Consider the following 18,703-nt stretch of genomic DNA (forward strand, 5'->3'; position numbering starts at 1 on the left):
TATCGCTGAGCGCGGGCGAGGAAACCAGATGACGCAGGTCGCCGACGGGGCTTTAAAGCGCTCCGTCATGACCCAGTCCCTTCCAGACCAGCTCCGCGCCACCGTCCGCTTTCTGGGCCGGGTGCTGGGGGACGTCATCCGCGCCCAGGACGGCCTGGCGGTGTTCAACCAGATCGAGGACATCCGAAAGGCCTCGGTCGGGTTCCACCGTGACGGCACCCCCGAGGCCGCGCGCCTGATGGCTGAACGGCTCGGCTCCCTCAGCCTTGAGGAGACCGTCCGCTTCGCCCACTCGTTCGCCTGCTTCCTGCAGATCACCAACATCGCCGAGGACCAGATCCAGCGCCGACGGATCCGTGCCGGCGACGCGCGCCATGACACCCTGGCCGGCGCGCTCCGGAGCCTCGCCGCCGACGGCGTCGACCGCGAGGAGGCTCTGGAGCTTCTGGCCGGCGCCCTGATCGCCCCGGTGATCACCGCCCACCCGAGCGAGGTGCGCCGCAAGAGCGTGCTGGACCGCCAGAGCGCCATCGCCCACGGCCTGGAGGCCTTCGACCGCGCCCGCACCGACGCCGAGCGCGCCGCCGTCGAGCGTGAGCTGGTGCGCGAGGTCTCGATCTTCTGGCGGACCCGCCTGTTGCGGCCGGTGAAGATCGCCGTCAGCGACGAGATCGAAAACGCCGTCTCCTACTTCGAGCGCAGCTTCCTTGCGGCCCTGCCCAGGCTCTACGCGCACTGGCGTGAGGTGCTCGGAGAGCCGGACCTGCCGAGCTTCCTCAGCGTTGGGTCCTGGGTCGGCGGCGACCGCGACGGCAACCCCTTCGTCACCGCCGCCGTCATGCGCCAGGCGCTCGCCAAGCAAGCCCGAGCCGCGCTCCGCCTGTACCTCGACCGCATCCACGCCCTGGGCGCCGAGCTTTCGATCTCGGCCGATCTCGCCGAGGTGACGCCGGAGTTGCGGGCGCTCGCCGACGCCGCCCACGATCCGTCGCCCCAGCGGGTGGACGAGCCTTACCGCCGGGCGCTCACCGGCATCTACGCAAGGCTGGCCGCAACCTATCCGCTGCTGACGGGCGAGGCGCCGCCCAGGCCATCCAGCACGCCGGGCGAACCCTACGACGGGCCCGCCAGCCTGAGGGCCGACCTGCAGACCGTCCTGGCCTCACTCCTCTCGGTGCATGGCCCAGCCTTTGCCGAAGGCCCTCTCCCCGACCTGATCCGCGCCGTCGAGGTGTTCGGCTTCCACCTCGCCACGCTGGACATGCGCCAGAACTCGGCGGTCCATGCGCGGGTCGCCGCCGAGCTGCTGAAGTCCGCCGGGGTCACGCCCGACTATGAGGCCCTGGACGAGGCGAAGCGGTGCGAACTTCTACTGCGCGAACTCTCCCACGGGCGGCTGCTCGCCTCGCCATTCGCCACCTACAGCGAGGAGACGGCGCGGGAGCTGGAGATCCTGCAGGCGGCGGCCGAGATCAAACGCCGCTACGGCCCCGAGGCCATCCGCGCCTACATCGTGTCGAACACCCAATCGGTCTCCGACCTGTTGGAGGTCTACCTGCTGCTGAAGGAGGTCGGCCTGTTCACGCCGGGCGCCCCACCGCGCGCGGAGATCTTCGCCGAACCCTTGTTCGAGACCATCGAGGACCTGCGCGCCGCGCCGAAGACCATGGCCCGCTACCTGGCCATGCCGCTGGTCCACGACCTGCTCGCCGGCCACGGCCTGCAGGAGGTGATGATCGGCTACTCCGACAGCAACAAGGACGGCAGCTACCTCACCTCGACCTGGGAGCTGCACAAGACCTCCCGGGCGCTCACCTCAGTGGTCGGCGGCGTCGGCCTTAGGCTCCAGCTGTTCCACGGCCGCGGCGGGGCGGTGGGGCGCGGAGGCGGCTCCAGCTTCGACGCCCTGATCGCCCAGCCGCAGGGCACGATCGGCGGGCGCATCCGCATCACGGAACAGGGCGAGGTCGTCGCCAACAAGTACGCCGATCCCGAGCTCGCCCGGCAGAGCCTGGAGACCCTGACCGCCGGCGTGGTCCTGGCCTCGCTCCGCAAGCAGGGCGCGGAGGAGGACCTCGCCGCCCCCTACACCAAGGCGATGGACGCGCTCGCCCGCAAGGCGATGAGCGCCTACCGGGGCCTCGTCTACGAGACCGAGGGGTTCGCCGACTACTTCTTCGCCGCCACCCCCATCGCAGAGATCGCCGACCTCAACATCGGCAGCCGGCCCACCTCGCGGCAGGCGACGCGGACCATCCAGGGCCTGCGGGCGATCCCCTGGGTGTTCTCCTGGTCGCAGTCCCGCGCGATGCTTCCGGGCTGGTACGGCTTCGGCTCGGCGGTCGCCGAGGGCGGCGTCGCCATGAGCCAGCTTAAGGAGCTGCACGAGGCCTGGCCGTTCTTCGCCACCACCCTCGCCAACATGGAGATGGTGCTGGCCAAGGGCGACCTCGCCATCGCCCGCCGTTACGCCGGACTGGTGGAGGACAGGGCGCTCGCCGATAGCGTCTTCGGCCGGATCCAGGCGGAATGGGAGCGCACCACCCAGGCGCTGCTCGAGATCACCGGCCAGTCGGCGCTGCTCGAGCGCAGCCCGGATCTCGCCGCGGTGATCCGCTCGCGTCTGCCCTACATCGATCCGCTGAACCACCTGCAGATCGAGCTGATCCGCCGCCGACGATCGGGCGACGATCAGGAGGCGGTGCGCCAGGGCATCCACCTGACCATCAACGGCATCGCCGCGGGCCTTCGGAACACCGGCTGATGAACCAGAACCTCTACGACCTGCTCGCGGCCGGCTTTCCCGCCGACCGCACAAAGCCCTGCTTCCTGCTCGCCGACGGCTCGGCGCTGAGCTACGGCGATCTGGAAGCCCGGGTGGCGCAGGCGGCCGGCCGCCTGATCGCCGAGGGCGTGCAGCCGGGCGACCGGGTTGCGCTGCAGGCCGAGAAAACTCCCGAGGTGATCGTCGTCTACCTGGCGGCCCTGAAGACCGGCGCCGTCTTCCTGCCGCTCAACCCCGCCTATACGGCGGCCGAGGTCGACTACTTCCTGGGCGACGCCGAGCCGCGCGTCTTCGTCACCGATCCGCCGGCCTATGTTCGGGACGCCAGGGCTTTCGAGCCGCTGGCGCGGTCGGTTCCCCGCCAGGTCCCAGACCTGGCGTCCCTGATCTACACCTCGGGCACCACCGGCCGCTCCAAGGGCGCGATGCTGAGCCACGGCAACCTGGCCGCCAACGCGGTGGCCCTCCACGAGGCCTGGGGCTTCACGCCGGACGACGTGCTGCTGCACGCCCTACCGGTCTTCCATGTCCATGGCCTGTTCGTGGCCCTGCACTGCGCGCTGCTCAGCGGCTGTTCGATGATCTGGCTCCCGAAGTTCTCCGACGCCGAGGTGCTGGCGGGCCTGACGAAGGCGACGGTGATGATGGGGGTGCCGACCTTCTACACCCGCCTTCTCGCCAACCCGGCCTTCACGCGCGAAACCGCCGAAGGCGTCCGGGTCTTCATCTCGGGCTCCGCGCCGCTGCTGCCGTCCACCTTCGCCGAATTCGAGGATCGCACCGGCCAGCGCATCCTCGAGCGGTACGGCATGAGCGAGGCGGTGATCATCACCACCAATCCCCTAAACGGCGAGCGCCTCGCGGGCTCCGTCGGCTATCCGCTGCCGGGCGTCGAACTGCGGATCGGAGGCGCTGAGGAGACCGGGGTGATCGAGATCCGTGGTCCGAGCGTCTTCGGCGGCTACTGGCGCATGCCGGAAAAGACGGCGCAGGACTTCACCGACGACGGCTTCTTCGTCACCGGCGATGTCGGCCGGCGAGATGCCGACGGCCGCGTCTGGATCTCGGGCCGGGCCAAGGACCTGATCATCTCAGGTGGCTACAACGTCTATCCCAAGGAGGTCGAGCTGGTGCTCGACGAGCTTGCGGGCGTGGTGGAGAGCGCGGTCATCGGCGTGCCGCACGCCGACTTCGGGGAAGCCGTCGTCGCCGTCGTCCAGGGCCAGGGCGACGAGGCGGCCATCATCGCGGCCGCTCGCCGTCAGTTGGCCGCCTACAAGGCGCCGAAGCGTGTGCTGTTCGTCGCCGAGCTGCCGCGAAACGCCATGGGCAAGGTCCAGAAGAACCTGCTGCGCGAGCGCTACGCGGACCTGCTCTCGAGCTGACGCGGCCTGGCCGGCGAGAAGCGGCGCAACGGCGTCTCCGCCTCACAATTCGCGATGTCGCTCAGCGCCTGCGGCTGCAGAAGGATGGCGACGCCCGAGCGCAGTTCGATCAGCCGTTCGCGGCGAAGCTGCTGCAGCGTGCGGTTCACGTGCACGATCGACAGGCCCAGGGCGTCGGCGAGGATCTCCTGGGTCAGCGGCAGCGGGAAGCGCTGACTGTCGCCCAGCCCGGCGATCTGGAGCCGGCGCTGTAGCTCGAGCAGGAAGTGCGCGACGCGCTCGTACGCCGTCTGCTGGCCGAGCCGCACCATGTGATCCAGCAACAGTCGCTCCTCGTCGAGAGCCGCGGCGCTGATGGCGCGGGCCACGCCGGGCGCGCGGCCGTCAAGCGCGGCCTCGAGCGCCGGCTCGGCGTCGACCGTTTCCAGCGCCGTCAGGGCGACGATCGCCCACGGCGCCGGCGGAGCGTTGCGCGACGCGACGCCCAGGCTGTCTCCTGGCAGGATCAGGCTGAAGATCTGTCGCCGGCCATCCGGCAGGACGCGCTGGCGCGCGGCCCAGCCGGCCACCAGGAAGCGTGGAAGCCTTTGGGCGCGTCCTTCACCGATCAGCTCCTCGCCCGGCGCGTAGCGCTCGCGGCGATCCGCGAGGCTTCGGACGAGGGCCTCTTCGCCGTCCGAGACGGTGGCGAGCGAGCGCAGGCGCCGAACTACCGGCTCGATCGGCCAACCGGCCAAACGTGATGCAATGCGTGCTGTCATCCCATCCCCCATGACCTTTGCCGCGGCGAGCCGCGGGTTCAGCTTGGACCGATGGCGCCTGTCCCGTCCGGACGTACCCCTCGGCCAGCTACTTGCGCGCGAAAAGGGGTGTGGTTCCTATGTAACGCGCCCGACTTAGAGTCGCCGCAGGTGTTCGCCGCCTCTGCGGCCAAGGATCCCATACAACGGTGGCCTTGGCTGCAAATCACCAGGAAAAACAGATGCTCGCGGAAGCTCTTTTGCTGCATCTCGGAACGTCCCGAACTCCTCGCCGTTCGATCCGGCCTGTCGGTGAGTATCGAGGAGTCAGGTCACGATGAGAGCGGCGCAGGACGATGGTTACGGTTTCCGCATCGCTAGGACGTCGGCCGGTTGGCAGTGGACCGCATTCGACGTTGCGGGTCGGCCGCTGGAAACCGGCGCCGCGCCGAACCGCGCCACGGCCGCTGCGTGCGTCATCCGGGTGATCGCCCGCGAGCATGCGCCCGGCCTCGACGAGCGCGCACGCGCGGCAAGCTGAGGCTGGCGTCGGCTCTCGGCCTTTGGCAGGGTTCGGGGCGTCGGGATCGGAGACGCGGATGGACCTTAAGCTCAAGGGCAAGGCGGCGGTGGTGACGGGCGGGTCGCGCGGCATCGGCCGGGCTATCGCCGAAGCGCTGGCGGAGGAGGGCGCCAACGTCGCCGTTTGCGCCCGGCGGCCCGAGCAGGTCGCCGAGACCGTCACCTCGCTGGAAGCCAAGGGCGTCCAGGCTTGGGGCCAGCCGGTCGATATCGCCGACAAGCAGGCCTTGCAGCAGTTCATCGGCGCCGCGGCCGACAGGCTGGGCGGCCTGGACATTCTGGTTTCGAACGCGAGCGCGCTGGTCCAGGGCGTGTCCGAAGACGATTGGCGGGCGATGGTCGACATCGACCTGATGGGCGCTGTCCGCAGTTTCGAGGCGGCCCGGCCGCACCTTGAGAAGTCGGCCGCGGCGAACGGCGACGCCGCCTTCATCCTGATCTCCTCGATCTCGGCCGCCGAGGCGACCGGCGCCTCCTCCTACGGCTCGATCAAGGCGGCCCTCATCCACTACGCCAAGGGCGTGGCGCGCGAAGGGGCGCCCAAGGGCCTGCGCTGCAATGTGGTCTCCCCGGGCACCGTCCTGTTCGACGGAGGCGTTTGGGGTCAGGTGCGGGACAACATGCCCGGCTTCTTCGAGCAGATGATCAAACGCAACCCGACCGGCCGGATGGCGACGCCGGAGGAGATCGCCGCCGCGACGGTGTTCCTGGCCAGCCCGCGGTCGTCCTTCACCACCGGCATCAACATGGTCGTCGACGGCGCGATTTCGTCGCGGGTGAACTTCTAGGCGGAGACGTTGTCGAACAAGCCGGCCTGGTAGTCGCGGATCGCGTCCACGATCTCTTCCCGCGTGTTCATCACGAAGGGGCCGTGGGAGACCACGGGCTCGCCAATCGGCTGGGCGTGGCCGAAGACGACCTGGGCCTCGCCCTTCGCCGCGATCTCCACCGTGTCGCCGGCAAGATCGAGTTCGACCAGATGCCAGGGTGCGGCGGCGACGCCGTTCACCGTGACCTCGCCCGCCACCACGTAGAGAAAGACGCTGCGTCCGCCGAGCGACCCGAAGCCGACACGGCCGCCAGGCCGGAAGTCGATTACCGTCATGAAGACGTCGGTCAGCGAGCCGATCGGACCTGTCGCGCCGCCCCAGGCGCCGGAGATCAGCCGGACAGTCGCCGCATCGCCGGCCGCCAGAGCCGGGATCTGATCTGCCTGTACGCCGGTGTACTTGGGCCGCGTCATCTTCAGGCGGCCCGGCAGGTTCACCCACAGCTGCAGGATCTCCAGCGGCCCGCCGCGCTCGAGGAAGCCCTCCGGCGACACCTCTGCGTGGATCAGGCCCGAGCCGGCGGTCATCCACTGCACGCCGCCCTTGCGGATGATGCTCTCGTGGCCGGCGCTGTCGCGGTGCGCCAGCTCGCCCTCGATGATGAAGGTGACCGTCTCGAATCCGCGGTGCGGGTGAGGACCGAACGGAAGGCCGTCATTGTTCGGCGGGTAGACCTGGGGGCCGTGGTGGTTGAGGAACAGGAACGGGTCCACCTGCGCCACGCGCGGCCCCGGCAGCGGCCGCCGCGTGACGAGATCGCCGATGTCGTCGCGATGGGCCGGGTGCTGGGCGAGAACGGTCTTGGCGGCCACTGTGCGGGTCTCCTTCGGCGCCTATAACTGCGCGGCGGGACTTGCAGAGCCCGGCCGGCCGCGCTTTTCAGGGCGCGATGGACAAGCTCTTCTTCGACCTGCGGCCGACGCACAACCCCAACCGCTGGTACATGCCCCTGAGCAGCGCCGTCTGCGTGGGGCCGCCCGGAAACATGTTCATGTTCGGCGGCGTCGGTCTGGCCTCGGCCATCGCCGCCCTCCAGGGGACCACCGGCCGGCCGCTGGTCTGGGCGACGGCCCAGTACCTGTCCTACGCCAAGCCGGACAGCGTGGTCGACCTCGACGTCTGGACGCCGGTGGCGGGCAAGTACAACACCCAGGCGCGCGTCATCGGGCATGTCGGCGATCGAGAGATCTTCACCGTCAACGCCGCGCTCGGCGAGCGCCCCAGCGAGTTGTCCCAGCAGTGGCTGGAGATGCCGCAAGCGCCGAGGCCCGAAGACTGCGACGTGGCCGAGCACTGGCGCGGCACGGGCGAGGGGCTGCACACCCGCATCGAGGTTCGCATGGCCAAGGGGCGCTACGGGAACGACCGTATCGGCAACCCCGAGCCCGACGGACGCTCGCTGCTGTGGATCCGGCCGCGGGAGCCCATCGTCATCGACGCGCCGATGCTCGCCGTCATGGCCGACTTCGTGCCTTCGGGCGTGGGCAACGCCCTGGGCGCCAACGCCGGCGGCAACAGCCTGGACAACACCATCCGTATCCGGCGCGTCGTGCCGACCGAATGGGTGCTGGCCGACATCCGCATCCATGGCGTCCACGGCGGCTTCGCCCACGGGGCCATGTACCTGTTCAGCCAGGAGGGCGAGTTGATGGCCACCGCCAGCCAGTCGCTGATCGTCCGCGTCCGCGGCGGCAAGGACGAGAAATAGGGTGATCTAGAACGGTTCGGCGCTGACCCCCGGCCGCTCGTTGTCCCAGATCATCGACATGATCCGCCAGCCGCCGTCAGGCTGGCGATAGAGCTGGATGGAGTTGATTCCGCGCCGCTCGGGCGTGGCGTCGTCGGGCGCGGTCCGCGCCTCGTACAGGCTCCAGACATGAGCCATGTTCCCCAAGACGTCGATCCGCCGGGCGATCTCCACCTCGAAGAACGGATTGGCTGCGAAAAACGGGGCCACGTCGACCCGGTACGCGTCGGGCGACATGATCCTGATCCAGGGAGTTCCGTCGTCGTCCACGCCGGTCCGCATCTGCCGGGCGTCGGGGTGGAAGATCTCCGGCTGGCGCGACCAGTCCCGCGGCCCCGCCGGCCCCGAGATCATGGCGTACATCTCGTCGATCACCGCACCGATCGCAGCCTTCTGGTCCATGGGCCCTCCGCCTGTCAGGAGCCGAGCGGTTCCATGCGTCGCGGTCCGCGGACAAATGACAAAGCTGTAAGGGTTTTCCGTGCCCCGCCCGGGTGTAAGAAGCCGGCAAACGCGCGCGGGCGATCCCGCCCGCTTGGGAGAAATGTTTCCAGATGACCGTCCGTCCGCTCTGGCTCGCGGCCGCCTCCGCCGCGGCCCTGCTCTCGGCCTGCGCCGCCATGCCTGCCGCTCCGCCGGCCGCCGCCGTTCCGACGCCCGCCCCCGAACCAGTCCGGCCAAAGGCCCAGGTCGGGACCTTCGGTTTCGACGTTAGCGGCATGGACACGTCGGTCTCCGCGGGCGACGACTTCTTCCGCTATGCCAACGGCAAGTGGGCCGACCGCACCGAGATTCCGGCCGACCGCTCGAACGTGACCAGCTTCGCGAGCATCGCTGAGACGGCGGCGGCTCGCACCCGGGCGATCATCGAGGAGTCCGCCGCCGCCAACGCGCCCGAAGGCTCCGAGGCCCGCAAGATCGGCGACTACTTCGCGAGCTTCATGGACGAGGCGCGCATCGAGCAACTGGGCGTCCAGCCCGTGAAGCCCGAGCTGGACCGGATCTACGCCATCCGCACCCGCAAGGACCTGTCGCGGGAGCTCGGCCTGACCCTGCGCGCCGACGTCGACGCCCTGAACGCCACCGACTTCTACACTGACCGCCTGTTTGGCCTCTGGGTCGCCGAGGACCTCACCGACACCACGAAGTACCGGCCCTACATCATGCAGGGCGGGCTCGGCATGCCCGACAGGGAATACTATCTGGGCGACAGCGACCGCTTCCGGGAATTGCGCACCAAGTACCAGGCCCACGTCGCCGCCATGTTCCGGCTGGCCGGCTACGACCAGGCCGACGCCCGCGCCAAGCGCGTCGTCGACCTTGAGACCGCCATCGCCCGCACGCACTGGACCGTCGACGACACGGCCAACATCCAGAAGGCCAACACCGTCTGGACCCGCGCCGAGCTGTCGCGGAAGGCGCCGGGCATCGACTGGGACGCCTTCCTGAGCGCCGCCGGCCTGGCCGACCAGCCGCGCTTCGGCGCCTGGCAGGACAGCGCCATCCGCGGCACGGCTCTCCTGGTTGGGGCGAAGCCGATACAGGCCTGGCGTGATTACCTGGCCTTCCACGCCATCGAACGCGGCGCGCCGTACCTGTCCAAGGCCTTCGTCGACGAGCACTTCGCCTTCAACGGGCAGGCCCTGTCCGGCACGCCCCAGCAGCGCGAGCGCTGGAAGCGCGGCGTCGACAACACCTCGGCGGCGCTCGGCGAGGCGGTCGGCAAGCTCTATGTCCAGAAGCACTTCAGCCCCGAGGCCAAGGCTCAGGTGAAGACCATGGCCGATAACGTTCTGAAGGCGTTCGGCCAGCGCATCGACCGCATCGACTGGATGAGCCCGGAGACCAAGGCCCAGGCCAAGACCAAGCTGGCCAACTTCCGGGTCTATGTCGGCTATCCCGACAAGTGGCGCGACTATTCCGGCCTGCAGGTGGTCCGCGGCGACGCGTACGGCAATCAGGAGCGGGCCGAACTCTTCGAGTACCGCCGCAACCTCGCCAAGCTGGGTCGACCCGTGGACCGCGAGGAGTGGTTCATGACCCCGCACACCGTGAACGCCCTGTTCGCCCCGTCGCAGAACTCGATCATCTTCCCGGCCGGCATCCTGGAGCCGACGTTCTTCGACCCGAACGCAGATCCGGCCGTGAACTACGGCGCGATCGGCGGCGTGATCGGCCACGAAGTCAGCCACGGCTTCGACGACCTGGGCGCCCAGTTCGACGCCGAGGGCAATCTGAAGAACTGGTGGAAGCCCGAGGATCTCGCCCGCTTCCAGGCCGAGGCCAAGAAGCTGGCCGATCAGTACAGCGCCTATGAAGCCCTGCCGGGCCTGAATTTGCGCGGAGAGCAGGTGCTGGGCGAGAACATCGCCGACGTCGCCGGCCTGGCGGCGGCCTACGACGCCTACCGCCTGTCGCTGGGCGGCGCGGAGGGGCCGGTGATCGACGGGTTCACCGCCGATCAGCGCTTCTTCTTCGGCTGGGCCCAGAACTACCGGGCCAAGTATCGCGAGGCCGCGCTGCGCCGGGCGGTGATCACCGGCGTCCACTCGCCGGGCCCTGGCGGGCGCTCACAGTAAGGAACCAGGACCCTTGGTATCCGGCCTTCGCCGTCCAGCCGGGCCAAAAGCTGTACCTGGCGCCCGCCGACCGGGTGAAGATCTGGTAGTCGAGTCGGTCAGCGATCCGGACGACCCCCGCATCGGGGGCTACCGCGCGGTCCGCGAGCGCGATCTCGTGGGCCGCGACGGCCTGTTCGTCGCCGAGGGGCGGGTGGTGCTGGAGAAGGCGGTGCGGGCGATCCCCGACCGCCTCGTCTCCCTGCTGGTGGCCGAGCGCCGGCTGGACGGTCTCGCCGAGCTCACAGCACAGCTGCCGGCCGATACGCCCATCTATGCCGCATCGCAGGCGGTGATGGACGCGATCGTCGGCTTTCCGATCCATCGGGGCGTCCTGGCGCTGGGCCGCCGTCCCGAGCGCGATCCCGCCCAGCTTGTCGCCGGCCTGGGCGAGCGCGCGCTCGTTGTCGGTCTCTCGGCCATCGCCAACCACGACAACATGGGCGGCGTCTTCCGCAACGCCGCCGCGTTCGGCGCCGACGCGGTGGTGCTGGACGCCGACTGCTGCGACCCGCTGTACCGCAAGGCGATCCGGGTCAGCGTGGGGGCGGCGCTCACCGTCCCCTTCGCGCGCCTGCCGCGAGGCGCCGACCTCGTCGGAACCCTGGCCGGAGCCGGTCTCGAGGTCCTGGCCCTGAGCCCGCGTGGCGAGGTGGAGTTGGGAGACCTCGCGCCGCCGAAACGCCTCGCCGCCCTCTTCGGCGCCGAGGGCCCCGGCCTGGCGCCGGCGGTGCTGGGCCGCACCCGCACCGTGCGCATCGCCATGGCCGGCGGCTTCGACAGCCTGAACGTCGCGACCACCAGCGGCGTGGTCCTGCATCACCTTGCCCGAAATCGCGCGATCTAAAGCCCGGCTTAACCGGACCGTGACAGGCTGAACCGTCGCGGGCGCCTTGCCCGTCGGGGGAGCTTATGGGGCGCAACACGCGCAGCGCCGTTGGCATGCCGGCCGGGCTGGAGCAATCCGCCGCGGTGTTCGACCGCGCGACGCGGCTGGCCCGCACCCTGTTCGGCGAGGTGGACTCGCAGGTCACCCTCGTGAGCGACGCCGGGGTCTGGCGCAGCCGCGGCGGGTACCAGGCCGACGGCGAGGCGCCGGGGGTCTGCGAGGTGTTGCGGACGGGCGAACTCCTCTGGGTCGAGGACTGCGCCGCCGATCCCCGCTTCGCCGACGTTCCGGCCGTGGCCGCGGCCCCCTTCGTGCGCTTCTTCGCCGGCGCGCCGATCCGCCTCGAGGACGGCTCCACGCCGGGCGCCATCTGGGTCGCGGGCCTCGAGGCTCGGGCCTACGATCGCGCCCTGGCCGGCCGGTTGCAGGACCTGGCGGATTTCGTCGCCGACGAATGGATCCGCGTGAAGGCCAAGGAGGCGAGGTCCGGCTACGAACGCACGCTGGGCGCCATCATCGACGCCCTGCCGGTCTCCCTCGTTCTCACCGATCGCGACATGCGCGTCGTCTACGCCAGCCCGCCCTGGATCGAGGGTCGCGGCTTGGCCGGGCGCCAGGTGACGGGTGAGACGCTCTACGATCTGCGCCCCGACATCTTCGAACAGTGGCGTGAGGGTCTGACGCGCTCGGTGGCGGCCGGGACGGGCTACAAGGTGCCGCGCCACGGCCTGCCGCGCGCCGATGGCGGCACCAACTGGGTCCGGGTCGAGATCACGCCCTGGCGGGACGCCGAGGGCGACGTCGGCGGCCTGATCATGGCCTCCTACGACATCACCGAGGTGGTCGAGGCGCTGGAGCGCACCCAGCGGTCCGAGGACCGCATGCAGCTGGCCATGGAGATCGCCGAGCTCCACGTCTTCGAGCTGGACTACGCCCGGCGGGAACTGGTCACCGTCGGCGCCGATGACGGCTTCTTCGTCGAAGCCCACACCTACGAGACGCTGTCGCGCGATGTGTGGAGCACCGTCGATCCCCGAGACCGTGCCGGCGTGCAGGAGGCGTGGGAACGCCACCTGGCCGAGGGCGCGCCGTATTACCCCGAGTACCGCGTCGCGCGGCCCGATGGCCGGGAGGTGTGGGTGGCCGGAACGGCCCGCATCATCGCCGACGACCAGGGCCGGCCGCGCCGGCTGATCGGCGCGCTGCAGGACATCACCGGCCGTAAGGCGCAGGAGCAGGCGCTCATCCGCGCCAAGGAGGACGCCGAGGCCGCCAACCGGGCCAAGAGCGCCTTCCTGGCGACCATGAGCCACGAGATCCGCACGCCCCTCAACGGCGTGCTGGGCATGGCCCAGGCCATGGCGGCCGACCACCTTTCGGCCGCGCAGCGCGAGCGCCTAGACGTCATCCGGCATTCCGGCGAGAGCCTGCTGGCGATCCTCAACGACGTTCTGGACCTCTCGAAGATCGAGGCGGGCAAGCTCGAGCTGGAGGAGGCGGAGTTCGACCTGGCGGAGCTGGCCCAGGCGGTCCACGCCACGTTCGGCGCGGTCGCGGCCGAGAAGAGCCTGACCTTCCAGCTCGCCATCGACCGGGCCGCCCGCGGCGTCTATCGCGGCGATCCGGTGCGCGTGCGCCAGGTGCTCTGGAACCTGGTCTCCAACGCCTTGAAGTTCACCGACCGCGGGGGCGTGAAGGTGCAGGTCTCCCGCAAGGCGGGCGAGCTCGTCTTCGAGGTGGCCGACAGCGGCATCGGCATCGCCCCCGACCAGATCGCCCACCTGTTCGGCAAGTTCGAGCAGGCCGACGCCTCCACGACCCGCCGGTTCGGCGGCACGGGCCTTGGCCTCGCTATCTGCCGCGAACTGACCGAGCTGATGGGCGGTGGGATCACGGTCGCCAGCGCTCGTGGCCACGGCGCCACCTTCACTGTCCGCCTGCCGCTGGAGAAGCTGGCCCGCCGCAAGGCGCCGTCGAAGTCGAAGGCCGCCCCGGCGCCCCAGGACGCTGCGCCCGATCGGCCGCTGCGCATCCTCGCCGCCGAGGACAACGGCATGAACCAGCTCGTCCTGAAGACCCTCCTGGCGCAGGTCGGCGTCGAGCCCGTGATCGTGCCAGATGGCCGCGAAGCTGTGGCCGCCTGGGAGCGCGAGCCCTGGGACGTGATCCTCATGGACATCCAGATGCCGGTGATGGACGGCCCGACGGCCACGGCCCTGATCCGCACCCGCGAGGTGGCGACCCGCCGCGCGCGCACGCCGATCGTGGCGCTCACCGCCAACGCCATGAGCCACCAGGTGGCCGAATACCTGGAGGCGGGGATGGACGGCTACGTCGCCAAGCCCATCGAAGCCGCCCGTCTTTATGAAGCTCTGCAGGCCGCCCTGGCGACCTCGGAAGCAGCGAAGTCCGCCGCCGCCTGACGCGTCCTGGACGCAAGTCCGGAGGCCCTCCGAGGCGGGTATGCGTCGCCTGGGGGAGGAGAGGGCCTCCGGGTCCCTCGCTGGGGAACTAGGCGGCGCGGGCCGCAAGCTGCGGCGCGCCGAACTGGTGGGCCGAGACCACCACGTCCATGACGGTGTCGCGGAACACGACCTCCGCCGGTTCGCCCTCGGCGGCGCCGGCGGCGACGAAGATCGGCGCCAGGTGTTCTTCGCGGGGGTGGGCGAGCCGCCCGTTCGGCGCCTCGGCCCAGCGCGCGAGCTTGCCGGGATCCTGCACGGCCTCGGCCAGCCAGGCGTCGAAATCCGCCGAGGCCTGGGTATAGGCCGGCGAGAAGCCTCGCATGTTGTGCCAGCTCATCCCCGAACCCACGATCAGCACGCCCTCGTCGCGAAGCGGCGCCAGCGCACGGCCTGCGGCTAGGTGCTCGGCCGGGTCCAGCGACGCCTTCAACGAGAGCTGGACGACGGGGATGTCGGCGTCCGGCGTCACCAGCTTCAAGGGCACGAAGACGCCGTGATCCCACCCGCGCGCCGGGTCCGCCGCCGAGGCGATGCCGGCCCCCTTCAGCAGCGCCTGCACCCGCGTCGCCAGCTCCGGCGAGCCCGGTGCGGGGAAGGTCAGCTCATAGGCGTGCTCGGGAAAGCCGTAGTAGTCGAAGATCAGTTGCGGCGCCTCGCCCGAGCCCACGGTGAAGACCGGCTCCTCCCAGTGGCTCGAGACCACCAGGATGGCGCGCGGCCGTTCCGGAAGCCCGGCCACGAGGCCGCGGAGGAAGGCCTCCGTCCGCGCCCAGGTGTCGGCCGGCCCGCGGGTCCACTCCATGAAGAAGCACGGACCCGCGCCGTGGGGGATGAACACCGCCGGCTGGCGCATGGCCGTTACGCCGCCGCCCTGGTGGCCGGCGCATCGGCCAGGATCTTCTCGATCCAGCCGGTGAAGGCCGCGCCGAAGCTCTTGAGGAACTCGGCCGTGCTCTCGTTGATCAGCTCGCCCGCCTCGTCGAACAGCGCGAACGCGTTGCCGATATAAGCCTCCTGGCTGAGCAGCGGCACGTTCAGGAACACCAGGGCCTGGCGCAGGTGGTGGTTGGCGCCGAAGCCACCGATGGCGCCGGGGCTGACGCTGATCACGGCGCCGGGCTTGCCGTCCCAGGCGCTGGCGCCGTAGGGCCGCGAGCCCACGTCGATGGCGTTCTTCAGCACGCCCGGAACCGAGCGGTTGTACTCCGGAGTCACGAACAGAACGGCGTCGGCGCCGGCGACTTCGTTGCGGAAGCGGGTCCAGGCGGCGGGGGGCGCGTCGGTCTCGATGTCCTGGTCGTAGTGCGGCAGGTCGCCGATCTCGACGAACCGGAACTTGAGGTTCGGGGTCTGGGCGGCCAGCGCCTTGGCGACCTTGCGGCTCACCGAGTCCTTGCGGAGGGAGCCTACGACGACGGCGACGGTGCGGACTTGGGACATGGGAGGGCCTTTCGAGAGCGGGTTCCGAGGGTTCATTCCCTGAACGCCCCGGATCGAGTGAAAGGTGGTCCTTATCCGTCTTGTTGATAATTGCCCGGAATTGGAGGACTGTCTTGCCGGAAAGGAAACAATCTCCATGGACCGCCTGGACGAGATCGCCGCCTTCGTAGCCGTGGCCGACGCCCGCAGCTTCACCCAGGGCGCCCGCAAGCTGGACGTGTCGTCGGCCCAGGTCTCCAAGCTGGTGGCCCGGCTCGAGAACCGCCTGAAGGCCCGGCTGCTCAACCGCACCACGCGCGACGTCTCGCTGACCGACGTGGGCCGCGCGTACCTGGAGCGCGCCCGCGAGTTGCTGGAGGAGTTCGAGACCCTGGAGACCACCGTCCGCGATCAGAGCGGACCATCAGGGCTCCTGAAGATCTCGGCGCCGATGTCGTTCGGCGCGACTCAGCTGACCCCGGCGCTCCTCGAGTTCGCCGCGGTCTGCAACGCCGTCGCGCTGGACGTGGTGTTCAGCGACCGCATGGTCAATCTGGTGGAGGAGGGTTTCGACGTGGCCATCCGCATCGGCCACCTGTCGGACTCATCGCTGGTGGCGCGCAAGCTTGCCGCCGTTCGGATGGTGACCTGCGCCTCGCCCGACTACTTGGCCCGTGTAGGCGCTCCCGGGGACCTCGCGGACCTCTCGGGCATGGAGGCGATCCTCGACACCAACATGCGCGATCCGACGGTCTGGCGTTTCCTGCGGGCCGGAGAGCCGCACGACGTCCGCGTCCGCGGCCGGCTCCGCTTCGCCGGCGCCGACGCCTGCGTGGCGGCGGCCAGGGCCGGCTTCGGGATCGTCCGGACGCCGGCGTTCGCGGCGGCCGAGGATCTCCGGTCCGGCCGCCTCGTCCCGGTGCTCTGCCACTACGAGCCCGAGCTGATCCACATCCACGCGGTCTATCCGCACGCTCGCCACTTGGCGGCCAAGGTGCGTGGCTTCGTGGATTTCCTGGCCGAGCGCTACGCGGGGGGAGCCGGACTGGCACAAGGGCTGGGGCAGCAAGCACCCAGCCCCTGCGCTCTGAACCCCTAAGCGAACGCGATCCAGCGACCGGCGGCGGCCGTCGTGATCCAGACGAGGATCGCGGCGTAGGCCATCGCCTTGGTGAAGGCCCCGCCGTGCTCGCCCCGGCCCGCGGAGAGCGTCTGCACCGCCGCCGCGCCGAGGATCCACACGAGGAAGACCCAGAAGAACGCCTTGTTGGCAGGGTCGAGCCGCGTGAAGTCATCCGGCTTGATGACGATATGGGTGGTCACGAACTGGATGAGGATCAGGCCGATGAGGCCGGCCAGATAGACGATCCGCGTCAGGCCCCGGCTGACGAACAGCACGATCAGGGCCGCCGCCGTCAGGACATGCCACAGGCCGGGGTTCACCAGCTTGGCCGAGGCGAAGACGTAGAGCGACAGGGCCCAGATCACTAGGCCCATCAGCCCCAGCAGGCGCGTGACCGATCCCGCGCGGCCATCGGCCCGCGCCAGCGGCAGGCTGACGCCGTAGGTCAGGATCAGCGCCGCGGCCAGGCCCAGCATCTTCGCCGTGAAGGCTTCCGACGTGTAGAGGCGGTCCGGGTTCGACGCGCCGATCAGCAGGCCGGTGAACAGGATGCCGAAGACCCCGGCGTGCAGCCAGGGGGCGACGTCGCGGCGAACCTCCGACGGCGTTTGATCGGACAGGCCGAAGCCGATCAGGCGCAGATTGAGCAGGATGCTGGCGCCGCCGAGCATCAGCATGGCCACGAGGTGGCCGACTTCCCAGTGGGCGAAGTACGGCTTCACGGCCGCGCCGGGCCAAACGTCGTCCAGGGTGGAGACCCACGGCCCGATGGCGGGGAGGAAATCCTGAGGCACGAGGCTCATTGTCCGGACTCCGAAGAGGTGGGCTCCGAAGCGAAGACGGTGACGTTGTCCAGGTTGGTCGCCCCCGCCTCGGACGTGGCGCAGGATTGGGCCGCGTTCGCCCAGTCGGGCAGGGCCTTGCCGCACTCGTACCAGTCGTAGGCGATGAAGCGGCCCGTGGTGATGACCGCGAGCCAGGCCAGCAGCGAGACCGCCGCCGAGAGCCGCGCCTTACCGGGCGGCTTGGCCAGCGTATCCCAGTCATGCCGGTTCTTCTGCACGCGCCAGTGGAAGATCATGATGTTGATCAACGCGATGGCGAGGAAGATCAGTTTCAGCCGGAACCAAAGATTGTGGTAGTAAACCAATGGCTTGGCGTAGAAGAGCGCCACCCCGGTCAGCACCATCAGCGCGAAGCCGACCACCGTGAGCGGTAGCACCTTGTCGCTGATCACGGAGACCGGCGTCCGCTTGAACGCCACGCCCAGAAGCCGCAGGTCCACCAGGAAGATGGTGCCGGCGAACAGCATCAGCGTGAGGACGTGGGTGCCTTCCAGAAGGCCCCAGAAATTCAGAGACGAAGCCAGCGCCTCGCTCCAGGACAGGTCGTATTCGCCCTTGCCCTTACCCAGCTCGGTCGCGAGCCAGACCAGGAAGTCTCGCAGCACCTAGGCCCCCCTAAAACATACCGGTCCTTCTACCGAGGACTTAGGCTCCCTCCATTGCGGAATTGCTGCGGCTTGGCAACACGCAAACACGGGAGCGGCCGAGGGTAGGGGGATTCGTGAACGCTGTTCAGGCAGCGTTCGGCGAGACGGTTGCGGACCGCCGTGGCGCGATCTGCTCGCGCAGCAGTTCGAGCGCCGTCTTCAGAGCCTTCAGGCGCACTTCCGCGCGGCCCACGTCGCCGAAGGTCTCCTTCCTGTGGAGCGTGGGGCTGCCGTGCCGGGCGCAGGCGAAGTGGACAAGCCCCGCCGGCTGTCCGGGGCCGCCCTCCGCGAAGCCGGTGATCGAGACGGCGACCTCCGCCTTTGAATGGGCGATGGCGCCTTCGGCCATGGCGCGGGCGCAGCGCTCGCTCACCACCCCGTCGTTGTCGATGACCGTGGTCGGAACGCCCAGCATCTCGTGCTTGGCCTCCGGCGTGTATACCACGAAGCCGCGCTCGAAGGCGTGGGAGACGCCCGGCAGGTCGGTGAGCAGCGAGGCCAACAAGCCGCCCGTGCAGCTTTCGGCCGTGGCCAGGCTCAGCCGCCGGTCGCACGCCTCGCGCAGAACTTCCTGCGCGAGGCGGTCGATCTCGGGCGAAACCGCGGGATCGAGGGCTTCGGCCATGCC

General features: G+C 69.8%; 17 protein-coding genes. 9 read left to right on the forward strand and 8 right to left on the reverse strand.

The genetic code is table 11. The features are described 5' to 3' along the window. The first annotated feature begins 67 nt into the window (after positions 1–67). Together ppc and LRS10_RS14625 are read left to right on the forward strand one after the other, a co-directional pair. The gene (gene ppc, locus LRS10_RS14620) at positions 68–2,764 is read left to right on the forward strand and encodes a phosphoenolpyruvate carboxylase (RefSeq protein WP_257837913.1); all 2,697 of its coding nucleotides are present in this window, start codon (positions 68–70) and stop codon (positions 2,762–2,764) included. Beyond that, positions 2,764–4,170, forward strand: a complete 1,407-nt coding sequence (locus LRS10_RS14625; RefSeq protein ID WP_257837914.1) for an AMP-binding protein — start codon at positions 2,764–2,766, stop codon at positions 4,168–4,170. Before ppc ends, LRS10_RS14625 begins: the two co-directional genes overlap by 1 nt. Here the strand turns inward: LRS10_RS14625 and LRS10_RS14630 are convergent. Then, on the reverse strand, positions 4,146–4,907 hold the full coding sequence (locus LRS10_RS14630) for a Crp/Fnr family transcriptional regulator (protein ID WP_257837915.1): 762 nt from the start codon (positions 4,905–4,907) through the stop codon (positions 4,146–4,148). The two genes, LRS10_RS14625 and LRS10_RS14630, sit on opposite strands and share 25 nt — an antisense overlap. Positions 4,908–5,247: 340 nt before the next feature. Between LRS10_RS14630 and LRS10_RS14635 the strand changes: the two genes are divergently transcribed. Next, positions 5,248–5,451 (forward strand): hypothetical protein, encoded by a 204-nt coding sequence (locus LRS10_RS14635; protein WP_257837916.1) that lies wholly within the window; start codon positions 5,248–5,250, stop codon positions 5,449–5,451. 58 nt (positions 5,452–5,509) lie between these two features. Further along, the gene (locus LRS10_RS14640; RefSeq protein WP_257837917.1) at positions 5,510–6,280 is read left to right on the forward strand and encodes an SDR family NAD(P)-dependent oxidoreductase; all 771 of its coding nucleotides are present in this window, start codon (positions 5,510–5,512) and stop codon (positions 6,278–6,280) included. Here LRS10_RS14640 and LRS10_RS14645 read toward each other — a convergent pair. Further along, a complete protein-coding gene (locus LRS10_RS14645; RefSeq protein WP_257837918.1) occupies positions 6,277–7,134 on the reverse strand; it encodes a pirin family protein in 858 nt (285 codons plus the stop codon). The genes LRS10_RS14640 and LRS10_RS14645 overlap by 4 nt on opposite strands. Positions 7,135–7,211: 77 nt before the next feature. Between LRS10_RS14645 and LRS10_RS14650 the strand changes: the two genes are divergently transcribed. Continuing rightward, complete coding sequence (locus tag LRS10_RS14650; protein WP_257837919.1) at positions 7,212–8,030, forward strand: acyl-CoA thioesterase II; 819 nt, start codon at positions 7,212–7,214, stop codon at positions 8,028–8,030. 6 nt (positions 8,031–8,036) lie between these two features. Here LRS10_RS14650 and LRS10_RS14655 read toward each other — a convergent pair whose 3' ends face one another. Continuing rightward, positions 8,037–8,471: a nuclear transport factor 2 family protein gene (locus LRS10_RS14655; protein WP_257837920.1), complete on the reverse strand. Its 435-nt coding sequence runs from the start codon at positions 8,469–8,471 to the stop codon at positions 8,037–8,039. A 152-nt stretch (positions 8,472–8,623) separates the two neighbouring features. Here LRS10_RS14655 and LRS10_RS14660 point away from each other — a divergent pair, with 152 nt between their 5' ends. From LRS10_RS14660 to LRS10_RS14670, 3 genes are all read left to right on the forward strand, one after another. Then, entirely contained in the window at positions 8,624–10,648 is a 2,025-nt protein-coding gene (locus LRS10_RS14660; RefSeq protein WP_257837921.1) for a M13 family metallopeptidase, read from the forward strand. A 157-nt stretch (positions 10,649–10,805) separates the two neighbouring features. Next, the gene (locus tag LRS10_RS14665) at positions 10,806–11,534 is read left to right on the forward strand and encodes an RNA methyltransferase (RefSeq protein ID WP_257837922.1); all 729 of its coding nucleotides are present in this window, start codon (positions 10,806–10,808) and stop codon (positions 11,532–11,534) included. A 65-nt stretch (positions 11,535–11,599) separates the two neighbouring features. Further along, positions 11,600–13,999: an ATP-binding protein gene (locus LRS10_RS14670; protein ID WP_257837923.1), complete on the forward strand. Its 2,400-nt coding sequence runs from the start codon at positions 11,600–11,602 to the stop codon at positions 13,997–13,999. A gap of 88 nt (positions 14,000–14,087) precedes the next feature. On the opposite strand, the gene LRS10_RS14675 is transcribed toward LRS10_RS14670, so the two are convergent. Further along, positions 14,088–14,894, reverse strand: a complete 807-nt coding sequence (locus tag LRS10_RS14675; protein WP_257837924.1) for a class III extradiol ring-cleavage dioxygenase — start codon at positions 14,892–14,894, stop codon at positions 14,088–14,090. 5 nt (positions 14,895–14,899) lie between these two features. Further along, positions 14,900–15,481, reverse strand: a complete 582-nt coding sequence (locus tag LRS10_RS14680; protein ID WP_257837925.1) for an NADPH-dependent FMN reductase — start codon at positions 15,479–15,481, stop codon at positions 14,900–14,902. Between the two features lie 136 nt (positions 15,482–15,617). Here LRS10_RS14680 and LRS10_RS14685 point away from each other — a divergent pair, with 136 nt between their 5' ends. Further along, on the forward strand, positions 15,618–16,559 hold the full coding sequence (locus LRS10_RS14685) for a LysR family transcriptional regulator (protein WP_257837926.1): 942 nt from the start codon (positions 15,618–15,620) through the stop codon (positions 16,557–16,559). On the opposite strand, the gene LRS10_RS14690 is transcribed toward LRS10_RS14685, so the two are convergent. The 3 genes from LRS10_RS14690 to LRS10_RS14700 all read right to left on the reverse strand — a co-directional run bounded on the left by LRS10_RS14690 (position 16,556) and on the right by LRS10_RS14700 (position 18,700). Continuing rightward, on the reverse strand, positions 16,556–17,386 hold the full coding sequence (locus LRS10_RS14690) for a DUF6644 family protein (RefSeq protein WP_257837927.1): 831 nt from the start codon (positions 17,384–17,386) through the stop codon (positions 16,556–16,558). The genes LRS10_RS14685 and LRS10_RS14690 overlap by 4 nt on opposite strands. Further along, entirely contained in the window at positions 17,383–18,033 is a 651-nt protein-coding gene (locus LRS10_RS14695; protein WP_257837928.1) for a DUF6644 family protein, read from the reverse strand. Before LRS10_RS14695 ends, LRS10_RS14690 begins: the two co-directional genes overlap by 4 nt. A 127-nt stretch (positions 18,034–18,160) precedes the next feature. Next, complete coding sequence (locus LRS10_RS14700; protein ID WP_257837929.1) at positions 18,161–18,700, reverse strand: CinA family protein; 540 nt, start codon at positions 18,698–18,700, stop codon at positions 18,161–18,163. Between the last annotated feature and the right edge of the window lie 3 nt (positions 18,701–18,703).

This window comes from Phenylobacterium sp. J426, assembly GCF_024699945.1.
In the GTDB taxonomy this organism is placed as follows: Bacteria; Pseudomonadota; Alphaproteobacteria; order Caulobacterales; family Caulobacteraceae; genus Phenylobacterium.

Excerpts from the sequence above, each read along its gene's own strand:
- LRS10_RS14635 (WP_257837916.1), top strand. The coding sequence starts at position 5,248 with ATGAGAGCGGCGCAGGACGATGGTTACGGTTTCCGCATCGCTAGGACG.
- LRS10_RS14670 (WP_257837923.1), top strand. The coding sequence starts at position 11,600 with ATGGGGCGCAACACGCGCAGCGCCGTTGGCATGCCGGCCGGGCTGGAG.
- LRS10_RS14655 (WP_257837920.1), bottom strand. The coding sequence starts at position 8,471 with ATGGACCAGAAGGCTGCGATCGGTGCGGTGATCGACGAGATGTACGCC.
- LRS10_RS14690 (WP_257837927.1), bottom strand. The coding sequence starts at position 17,386 with ATGAGCCTCGTGCCTCAGGATTTCCTCCCCGCCATCGGGCCGTGGGTC.
- ppc (WP_257837913.1), top strand. The coding sequence starts at position 68 with ATGACCCAGTCCCTTCCAGACCAGCTCCGCGCCACCGTCCGCTTTCTG.
- LRS10_RS14650 (WP_257837919.1), top strand. The coding sequence starts at position 7,212 with ATGGACAAGCTCTTCTTCGACCTGCGGCCGACGCACAACCCCAACCGC.
- LRS10_RS14700 (WP_257837929.1), bottom strand. The coding sequence starts at position 18,700 with ATGGCCGAAGCCCTCGATCCCGCGGTTTCGCCCGAGATCGACCGCCTC.
- LRS10_RS14685 (WP_257837926.1), top strand. The coding sequence starts at position 15,618 with ATGGACCGCCTGGACGAGATCGCCGCCTTCGTAGCCGTGGCCGACGCC.
- LRS10_RS14640 (WP_257837917.1), top strand. The coding sequence starts at position 5,510 with ATGGACCTTAAGCTCAAGGGCAAGGCGGCGGTGGTGACGGGCGGGTCG.
- LRS10_RS14625 (WP_257837914.1), top strand. The coding sequence starts at position 2,764 with ATGAACCAGAACCTCTACGACCTGCTCGCGGCCGGCTTTCCCGCCGAC.
- LRS10_RS14675 (WP_257837924.1), bottom strand. The coding sequence starts at position 14,894 with ATGCGCCAGCCGGCGGTGTTCATCCCCCACGGCGCGGGTCCGTGCTTC.
- LRS10_RS14660 (WP_257837921.1), top strand. The coding sequence starts at position 8,624 with ATGACCGTCCGTCCGCTCTGGCTCGCGGCCGCCTCCGCCGCGGCCCTG.
- LRS10_RS14680 (WP_257837925.1), bottom strand. The coding sequence starts at position 15,481 with ATGTCCCAAGTCCGCACCGTCGCCGTCGTCGTAGGCTCCCTCCGCAAG.